We start from the raw sequence: 8,916 nt of genomic DNA, 5'->3' as shown, positions 1-8,916 counted from the left end.
GGCGTATGACGCGGCGCGGGGGTTCGGGTTGCGGGTCACCGAGACGCGGCCGGCGCTGGTTCCGCTGACCTTCGAGGCGGGGCTGCTGGAGCAGCTGACGCCGCTGGCGGGGGTGGCGGTGGATGCGGTGGTCAAGGGCGGCGGGACCTCCTTCACCGAGGCGATGCTGTTCACCCATCGCGGGCTGTCGGGGCCGGCGATCCTGCAGATCAGCTCGTACTGGCGCGAGGGCGAGGCGATCACCGTGGCCATGGCGCCGGGCGAGGACGTGTATGCGCGGCTGAAGGCGGCCAAGGAGGAGAACGGCAAGCAGATGGTGCACACGGCCCTCGGCCACATCGTGCCGCGCCGTCTGGCCGAGAGCGTCTGCGAGCGCGAGGGGGTGAAGGGCAAGCTGGCCGAGGTCGGGGACAAGACCCTGCGCCGGCTGGACGCGGCGGTGAACGGCTGGACGGTCAAGCCGGTGGGGTCGGAGGGCTATCGCACCGCCGAGGTGACGCTGGGCGGGATCGCCACGGACCAGCTGGATCAGCAGACCATGGAGGCGAAGTCCGTCCCCGGCCTCTACGTCATCGGCGAGGCGGTCGATGTCACGGGCTGGCTGGGCGGCTACAATTTCCAGTGGGCCTGGTCGTCGGGTTGGGCCGCCGGGCAGGTGTGCTAGGAGAGCCGCCATGCCCTTCACCGCCACCGTCCTGACCATGTTCCCCGAGGCGTTTCCGGGGCCACTCGGCGTGTCGCTGATCGGCACGGCGTGGCGCGAGCGCGGGCTGTGGAGCCTTGAAACGGTTGACATTCGGGCCTTTTCCACAGATACGCGCGGCTTCCTGGACGACACCCCCGCGGGTGGCGGCCCGGGAGCCGTGCTCAAGGCGGACGTGGTGGCGAGGGCGCTGGACAGCGTATCCGGGCCGCGGCGGCCGCTTTTGTACATGAGCGCCCGGGGTCGGCCCCTGACCCAGGCGCGCGTCAAGGAATGGGCCAGGGCGGACGGCATTACGGTGCTGTGCGGCCGGTTCGAGGGGGTGGATCAGCGCGTGCTGGACGCGCGCGGGTTCGAGGAGGTCTCCGTCGGAGACGCGGTGCTCGCCGGCGGCGAGGCGGCGGCCATGGTGGTGATCGAGGCGTGCGTTCGATTGATCCCCGGGGTGCTGGGCCAGGCCGAAAGCCTGAGCTCGGAAAGCTTCGAGGACGGTCTTCTGGAGCATCCGCAGTACACGCGACCGCGGACGTTCGAGGGGCTGGAGATACCCGAGGTGCTTCTGTCGGGCGACCATAAAAAGGTCGCCGCATGGCGCGAAGAGCAGCGGCGAGTGACGACCCGGGAACGGCGGCCAGACCTCTGGGCGGCGCATCCGGACAAGACCCATGCGGGACCTGAGCCCGCCAAATCACAGCTAAAGGGCGAAAAAGCCCGAGGAGAATGACATGAACATCCTGCAGACCATCGCAGCCGAAGAAAAAGCCCGCCTCGTCGAGAAGCGCGCCATTCCCGACTTCCAGCCCGGCGACACGCTGCGGGTCATGGTCAAGATCAAGGAAGGCGAGCGCGAACGCATCCAGGCCTTCGAGGGCGTGTGCATCGCCCGCGCCGGCGGCGGGATCAACGAGAATTTCACCGTGCGCAAGATCAGCTTCGGCGAGGGCGTCGAGCGCGTCTTCCCGCTGATGTCGCCGAACATCGACGCCATCGAGGTCAAGCGCCGCGGCGTCGTGCGGCGCGCCAAGCTCTATTACCTGCGCGACCGCCGCGGCAAGTCGGCCCGGATCGCCGAGAAGCAGACCATCCGTCCGGTCAAGGGCGTGGTCGTGCCGGAAACCGGCAAGGCCGAAACGGCCGCCGACACCGAAGCATAGGCGCTCTACGGCAACCAGAATGACCAAGGCCCCGGCGTTGCCGCCGGGGCCTTTTTCATGGGCTGTCGCGAGGGGCCGGACCTTGCCGGTCAGTTCGCTCCGCCAGCGCCGGATGCGGCCCGGCGCGCCTCATAGGCCTGGAACGCCTCGCCGACGGCGGGCGCGATGCGGCGGGCGGCCTCCTTGTCGACCCGGCCATCGTCCCCACGTCCCAGCGCCTCCTTCGCCAGACCGCGGCCATAGAGGGAGGCGGCCTGATCGGGCTGGAGCGACAGCGCCTGGTCGTAGAGTTCGAGCGCCTCGGTCTCCCGGCCCAGCTGAAGGAGAACGAGGGCGCGGCTGTCCATGAATCCGGGATACCGGGGCCTGAGGGCCAGGGCCGCGTCGCAATCCGCCAGCGCCTGTTCCAGGTCCACGCCGGCGAGCGCCTGGGTCCAGCACAGATTGTTCAGCAGGCCCGCGCTTTCCCGCGCGACCGGCCGGACCACCGCCATATCCGCCCGCGCTCCGTCCAGGTTCTGAAGCCGCAAGCGGTAGCCGGCCCGCTGGAGAAGCATGACCGGATGGTCGGGTTCGAGCTCGAGCGCCCGGGTCACCGACGCCTCGGCTCCGGCGAAATCCTCGCGCTGCTCGCGCACGGAAGCCTGCAGCATCCACACCGACAATTCCGTCGGCGCCCGTTCGGCCAGGGCGTCGACCGCCACGCCCGCCTCGTCGAAGCGTTCGGCCGACAGCAGAATGGCGGCCTCCGTCAGTTCGGGGTTCAGCTTTTCAGAGCTCAGGTCGCGGACGCGCCGGATGTCGGCCAGCGCCTTGTCCCATTCCTTCATCCCCGCATAGGCCTGGGCGCGAACGCCGAGGGCCCACAGGTCGTCCGGCCGCCCTCGCAGCGACATCGAGAACTCGACCACGGCGTCGAGGTAGCGTTCCTGCTGCAGGGCGACGAGGCCACGTCCGTTCAGCGCTATCCGTTCGGACGCATTCAGTTCGATCGCCTTGTCGAAATCGGCCGAGGCCGGGTCGATTTCGCCCTGCCAGAAGCGCGCGATGCCGCGATTGGCCCAAGCGTTGGAATTGCCCGGTTCCAGGGCGATGGCGCGGTCGTACGCCGCGATGGCCTCGGCCCACTGGTTGTTGTCGTTGAGGGTCAGACCCCGGTTGATCCAGGCCGTCGCGGTCGTGGGCTCGTCTGATTCCAGCGCGTTCAGATCGGTGAAGGTGGCCTCGTACGAGGACGGGGCCACGATCTCGGCCTTCAGGCGCGCGATACGCGCCAGAGGCTCCACCGCCGCGGCCCGCTCGGCCTCGGTCATTTCCGGTCGAAGGGCGATGGTGTCGCGTTCCATAACCACGCGGGCGCCGTCCCGGGTGGTGCGACGCCGGTGGCGGTAGGCCGCGGCCTCTTCCTCGATATCGACGGCGTTCAAGGTGAAGCCTTCGCCTTCGTCGGGCAGGATGATCGTGGTGCGGAAGAGCGCGTGGGCCGGATAGTTGATCGAGAAGGGCGCGTCCTGAAAGGGCCCCTCCTCGCGGCGTTCACCCGCGTCCCAGGAGATGTGCGAGATCGGAATCTCGGCGCGGCGGACGCCCCCGGAGACCCAGTCGAGCTTGACCGAGCCGCTCATGGTCATCCGGAGCTCATTCAGGTCGGCGTCGTAGGTGGAATGGACCTCGGCGACCTCGACATCGTCCACAAGGCTCTCCCAGATGGAACGCATATAGGCGTCGCGCTGGGCGGATGAGGCGACCGAGAACTGGGACTGGAGGACCGCGGCCCTGTCGCCCCTGTAGACGGCTTCGCCGGTGACGGGCCCCGCCGTGTAGAGGCCTTTGGTGAGGTCGATCTCGACGAAGGTGTCCCGGAGCGGCCGGGCCGGCGGGGACGCGGGCATGCGAACCAGTGCGGCCCCCTCGCCCATGACCGGAAGAACCCAACCATAATCCAGCGGAGTCGCGCCGATCAGCGAGCGGTCGCCGACGCGGGCCCCGTCCAGCCAGACGGTCTGCCCGTCCACCTCGGCCTGGACGATGACGTGGTTGAATGCGGCCAGGGTGGGCAGGCGCTGATCGATCGAGTGATCGAAATTGTGGGCCAGGACCGGACGCGCCTCGACGCCCAGTTCCCTGAGCAGGGCCAGCAGCAGGGCGGTCTTGCCCTTGCAATCGCCCAGACGCCGTTCCCAGGTCTGATCGGCGGTGGCTGGCACAAGGCCGCCGTCACCCATCGCAAGCGCCAGATAGCGGACCTCGTCCTGGACGAGTCGAAGCGCGGCGAGCACCTGCCCTTCGGTCGTCGGGTGGATCTCGCGAATCTGCGCCGCGCGGGCGCGTAGCGGGGAGTCGGGAGCCAGGGTCGAGGCCTCGACGTAGAGGGGCACGAATATGGCTGAGAGTTCAGCCCAGGACCGGTAGTCCGAACCCTCGAGCTGGCGGACGCGATGGAACCGCAGCGGGACGGTCTCGGGTATCGAGACTGGTTCGAGATTGCCCAACGAAATCTCGATCCCGGACTCGCCGCCGCGCCGCCACACCGGGGGGGCCGGCATGTCGTCGGACGGCTTGATGCGAAGCCCGCTGGCCGTCGGCCAGGACCCGCGCAGGAAATACTGGTCGACGACCGCGGGGAAGTTGCCGGTGGCGGCGAACTCGGCGTGATCGCCGACCAAGGGCATCCGCGTGGTGACGGACCAGGCCAGCTCCAGCCTGTCGCCGACCCTCAGGCCATCCACCTGCAAGGTGGCGGTGAGGACGCCGTCCAGCATCGCCGCCTCGAGATTCTCCTCGCGGCGCAGCACGGTGAACTCCTTGCCGGTCAGGGCGTCGATCCGCTCATCACCGCGGATGATGTCGAGCTGGTGGACGACCACATCCTGACTGGAGGGGTTCCAGGGCAGAACGACCGTGCCGAGACCGCCCAGCGCCTGGGGCGACAGCAGCGCCGTGCGGGTGTGGGCCCAGGCGTGCGAGCCGTTCTCGTCGAAGTGAAACTGCTGGTCCAGAAGCTCGATGCGAAAGGCGTCGCCGGCCGCGACCGGGAGGGCCGGCGCGGTGGCGGCCGGGACCGGCTTGACCCAGGCGGGCGGCGGACCCCGTCCGACCTGATCGTCGGCGTGAGCCATCGATGCGGCGAACAACGCCACCAGAACCAGAAAGATACGCATGAGCCCCCCACGTGCGATGGCCAGTCTTAGCATGGCGGGTCGCGGCGGAAAGGGCGCTCGCGCGGGGCTACAGTCTCAGGGGATCACGAGGCCGACCTTGCCTCGCGAAGGACGCGACCTCTGCAAGGACGAAGGCCCCGGCGCGAACGCCGGGGGCCTTTTTTCACGTCAGGGACCGGGGGATCAGTTCGGATAGAGCCGACCGTCAGCGTCCTTCCGGCCTTCCAGGCTGTGCTTGAGATCGCGCATCTGGTCGTGGCCGTCCTTCACCGTGCTCCAGGCGCGGCGGATGGTTTCGCGGGTGGTGGCCGAAACGGCGGAGTCCTCGAGGGCGGTTTCGAACTTGTTCTTGATGAAGTCCTCGCCGTTCTCGACCGAGTTCACCACGGCCTGTTCGTCGCGCAACAGGGCGTGTTTGACGTCGAGGAAGGCGCGATGGGCCTTGGCCAGGATGGTGCCGTCGTCCTCGGGATTTCCGCCGAGCGTGCGGACCGCGCCCTGAAGGTCGGAGGCGACCTGCTGCCGCTCGAAGCTGCGGGCCTCGAACAGGGTGCGGAAACTGTCCTTGTCGGTTTCTTTCGCGGCTTCGCGATAGCCGTCGGCGCTGTCGATGGTGGTCTCGATCAGGCTGTTGAGGACGTGGATGTCGTGATTGTCGGGCGTGCTCATGGGGTCGGCCTTCACTGCTGGGAGGAGACCTGAAGAGCGCGAACCGGCCGGAAAAGGTTTCAGCTTCGCCGTTCTACAGTTTGGTGCGCAGCGACCAGAGCTCCGGGAAGCAGCGGCGCTGCAGCGTTTCGGTCAGATAGGCCACGCCCTCGGTGCCGCCGGTGCCGCGCCGGCGTCCGATGATGCGTTCGACCGTGACCACGTGCTTGTGGCGCCAGGTCAGCAGGGCGTCGTCCAGATCGACCAGCTTCTCCGCCAGCTGGTAGAGCGGCCACCAGCGCGCCGTATCGCGATAGACCTCCAGCCAGGCGGCCTCGACGCCCTCCGACGGCTCCCACGGCTTGCTGACATCGCGATGCAGGGCCTCGGACGGGACGGCCAGTCCGGCGGCGGCCAGCTGGCGCAGCGCATCGTCATACAGGCTGGGCGCGGCGAGGGCGGCGCGCAGGGCGGCGTGCGCCTCGGGCCGTTCCTCGTGGAAGCGCAGGAAGCGGTCATCCTTGAGTCCCAGCATGAATTCGAAGCGGCGGAACTGGTCGCTCTGGAAGCCGGATGACGAGCCCAGCACGCCGCGGAAGCGCAGATAGTCGGACGGAGTCATGGTCGCCAGGATGTCCCAGCTCATGGTCATGACGGCCTGGATGCGGCTGACCCGGGCCAGGATCTTGTAGGCCGGGACCAGATCGCCGGCGCGGACCAGCGTCTGGGCCAGGGTCACCTCGTGCAGGATCTGCTTGAGCCACAGCTCCTTGGTCTGGTGGATGACGACGAACAGCATCTCGTCATGCTCGTCGGAGATCGGATGCTGGGCCGCCAGCAGATCGTCCAGCGCCAGATAGCCGGCGTAGGTGATGTCGGAAGGATGGGCGGGGGCGTCGGTCATGCGCGACCTATCGCCCGGGCGCGGCGTCGGCTCAAGAGCGGTCGGCGTCGTCGCGGCCCGGGTCCAGCGAGTTGTCGACCCGGTCGTCCCAGCCCTCGCGGTTCGACTTGAAGGCCAGGCCCATCAGGACCCAGGCGAGGGCGACCGTCCCCAGCACCCCCAGCGACAGGGCGATCCAGCCATGAAGGGGCAGTTCGCCGCCGCCGATCATCTTCCAGAACAGGCAGATCAGGCCGGTGGCGGCGGCCGAGATCACGACGGCGATCAGCAGGTTGCGGAGGAGGCGGAGGACCATGCCGACCGATGTAGGGACCCGAGGCGACGGATGCGAGCGGCGTGATCAGGCCGCGCGGTTGATCGAGACCGTCATTCCGGGACTCGCCGACAGGGTCATGCGGGCCTCCAGCTGTTTGACCAGGGCTTCGACGATGGCCGTGCCGAGGCCGCCGTGGGCCGGGGGGGCGGCGTTGTCGCCGCCGACGCCGTTGTCGTGGACGACCAAGGTCCAGCCGCCGCCCGCGCTGGCGTAGCTCACGGTCACCACAGCGTCGGCCCGGCTGGCCGGGAAGGCGTATTTGATGGCGTTGATGACCAGCTCGGTGACGATCAGGCCCATGCTGACCGCCTTGTCGGAGCCGATGAGTCCGTGATCGGCCTCGACCTTGATGCGGATCGGCTGGGTTTCGCCGACCATGGAGGCCCCGAGGCTGCCGCACAGCTTGGTCAGATAGGGTCCGACCTCGATCTGGTCGAGACCGCCGGAGGCGTGAAGGTGGGACTGGACCTCGGCGACCGAGAGGACCCGCTGGTGCGCGTCCTTGAGGTGCAGGCGGGTCTCTTCCGAGGTCACGGCGCGGGCCTTGATCAGCAGGATGCTGGCGATGATCTGCAGGCTGTTGGCGACGCGGTGCTGCATCTCCTGCAGCAGGACCTGCTTCTGGCGCAGCAACTCCTCGGTGTGTTCGAGCAGGTCGGCCAGTTCGCGTTCGACGACCCGGCGGGCGGTCACGTCGGTGAAGGCCAGCAGGATGGTGCTGTTGTCGCTGGTTGCGTAGATCACCTTGCGCGCGTTCAGCAGCATGGTGCGGCGACCGACCCCGGGAAAGTGGTGGTCGACCTCGAAACCGTCCATGGCGGTCTTCTCGGGAATGATGGTCTCGAGCAGAAGGCGCAGGGCGGGGATGTTCCACTGGCCGTCGCCCAGGTCGTAGAGCAGGCGGCCCATGGTGTGGCCGGGGTCGACCTTGAAGATCTCGTAGAAGGCGCGGCTGGCGGCCAGCACCCTGAGACCGCCGTCGAGGACGATCAGCGGCTCATGGATGGTGTCGACGATCGCCTGGGCGAGCGTCTGGGCGTCCTCGATCCCGGGGATCGTCGTCGACATGTGGGAGACGGGCGTCCAGCGAAGGCGCAAAAAGGCGCCAACCGGAGACCTGTACGCGGAAAAGCGGGCCCGTGGGGAAATTACGTCGGCTAACCGACTTAGGCGCGCCGGGCGAACCGGTCCTGCCATTCCGCCTGATGAGCGAGGTCCCGCCAGCAGGCCGCCATGCTGCTCCATTCGGCGCGTAGCTTGGGCGCGCTGTCACGGGCGGCGAGGCCGTCCAATCGCGCGGCCATCGCCCTGCACTGCGCAGCGGTTCGCATCATCGTTCCCGTCAGGCCGGACCAACCGGCTGACCGGAGAACCCGCCTGCGACCTGAAAGGTCCGTAAGGCGGCGCTTAGCGCTGGACCCACTGGCCCTGGGCGTTGCGATACCACTGGCCCGAACTGATGCGCGGCATGACGATGGTCTGAAAGGCGCGCACGCCGGCGGCCTCGGCCGTAGCGCCGTCGCCCGCCGCCTGGGCGCTGCGGGCATAGCCCTCGCGGCGCGCCGTATTCGTCACCTGGACCGCCTGGGTCAGGGCCGGGTCGGACGAGGGAACGCGAAAGCCGAGAAAGCCGTCAGCCTGTTCGCCCACGGTCCCTTGCGCCTTGGCGGCGTCGATCAGGGCCTTCTGCTGCGGGGTCTGGGCCAGGGCCGCGCCCGCGGCGACGCCGAGGGCCGCGATGGCCGCGGTGACGACGAAGAACTTGCGGAAAGACATCCGGGTCAACTTTCGCATCAGAACAGGTTGGGGTTCTCGACGAGGAGGTCCTGAAGCTCCTTGTCGAGACGCACGCGAACATCGGCGTCGAGTTTCGCATAGATCTGGATCGGATCGACCTGCAGCCTGACGGTCGGCGTGCAGGCGCTCGCGCCGAGGGCGGCCACAAGGCCGAGGAGGGCGAGGCGTGTGCGCGTCCGGGTCATGGTCTGCGGTCTCCGGTCTTCAATCCGCGGCGATCTAACGCCTGTCCG

At 68.4% G+C, this 8,916-nt stretch carries 11 protein-coding genes; 3 read left to right on the top strand and 8 right to left on the bottom strand.

Translation table 11 applies throughout. The features are described 5' to 3' along the window. From VN378_RS09880 to rplS, 3 genes are all read left to right on the top strand, one after another. Positions 1 to 664 (top strand): aminoacetone oxidase family FAD-binding enzyme (locus VN378_RS09880; RefSeq protein ID WP_325743365.1); only part of this gene is annotated, 664 nt, incomplete at its 5' end. A gap of 10 nt (positions 665 to 674) precedes the next feature. Next, a complete protein-coding gene (gene trmD, locus VN378_RS09875) occupies positions 675 to 1,427 on the top strand; it encodes a tRNA (guanosine(37)-N1)-methyltransferase TrmD (RefSeq protein WP_325743363.1) in 753 nt (250 codons plus the stop codon). A 1-nt stretch (position 1,428) separates the two neighbouring features. Then, positions 1,429 to 1,857: a 50S ribosomal protein L19 gene (gene rplS / locus VN378_RS09870; RefSeq protein WP_325743361.1), complete on the top strand. Its 429-nt coding sequence runs from the start codon at positions 1,429 to 1,431 to the stop codon at positions 1,855 to 1,857. 89 nt (positions 1,858 to 1,946) lie between these two features. Here rplS and VN378_RS09865 read toward each other — a convergent pair whose 3' ends face one another. The 8 genes from VN378_RS09865 to VN378_RS09830 all read right to left on the bottom strand — a co-directional run bounded on the left by VN378_RS09865 (position 1,947) and on the right by VN378_RS09830 (position 8,868). After that, the gene (locus VN378_RS09865; RefSeq protein ID WP_325743359.1) at positions 1,947 to 5,018 is read right to left on the bottom strand and encodes a DUF3857 domain-containing protein; all 3,072 of its coding nucleotides are present in this window, start codon (positions 5,016 to 5,018) and stop codon (positions 1,947 to 1,949) included. A gap of 183 nt (positions 5,019 to 5,201) precedes the next feature. Then, a complete protein-coding gene (locus tag VN378_RS09860; RefSeq protein ID WP_325743357.1) occupies positions 5,202 to 5,687 on the bottom strand; it encodes a PA2169 family four-helix-bundle protein in 486 nt (161 codons plus the stop codon). A gap of 73 nt (positions 5,688 to 5,760) precedes the next feature. Then, on the bottom strand, positions 5,761 to 6,570 hold the full coding sequence (locus tag VN378_RS09855; protein ID WP_325743355.1) for a tryptophan 2,3-dioxygenase: 810 nt from the start codon (positions 6,568 to 6,570) through the stop codon (positions 5,761 to 5,763). 31 nt (positions 6,571 to 6,601) lie between these two features. Beyond that, positions 6,602 to 6,865, bottom strand: coding sequence for a hypothetical protein (locus VN378_RS09850; protein WP_325743353.1), 264 nt, complete (start codon positions 6,863 to 6,865; stop codon positions 6,602 to 6,604). Positions 6,866 to 6,910: 45 nt separating this feature from the next. Beyond that, positions 6,911 to 7,954, bottom strand: coding sequence for a sensor histidine kinase (locus VN378_RS09845; RefSeq protein WP_325743351.1), 1,044 nt, complete (start codon positions 7,952 to 7,954; stop codon positions 6,911 to 6,913). 98 nt (positions 7,955 to 8,052) lie between these two features. After that, positions 8,053 to 8,220 (bottom strand): hypothetical protein, encoded by a 168-nt coding sequence (locus VN378_RS09840; RefSeq protein WP_325743349.1) that lies wholly within the window; start codon positions 8,218 to 8,220, stop codon positions 8,053 to 8,055. Between the two features lie 73 nt (positions 8,221 to 8,293). Further along, entirely contained in the window at positions 8,294 to 8,662 is a 369-nt protein-coding gene (locus VN378_RS09835; RefSeq protein ID WP_325743347.1) for a YdbL family protein, read from the bottom strand. A 17-nt stretch (positions 8,663 to 8,679) separates the two neighbouring features. After that, entirely contained in the window at positions 8,680 to 8,868 is a 189-nt protein-coding gene (locus tag VN378_RS09830) for a YnbE family lipoprotein (protein WP_056619047.1), read from the bottom strand. Positions 8,869 to 8,916: the final 48 nt, after the last annotated feature.

Origin of the sequence: Brevundimonas sp. (assembly GCF_035561115.1) — a bacterium.
GTDB lineage: Bacteria > Pseudomonadota > Alphaproteobacteria > Caulobacterales > Caulobacteraceae > Brevundimonas.
The sequence above is the reverse complement of the archived record's forward strand: the minus strand, read 5'-3'. Positions and strand labels throughout refer to the sequence as shown.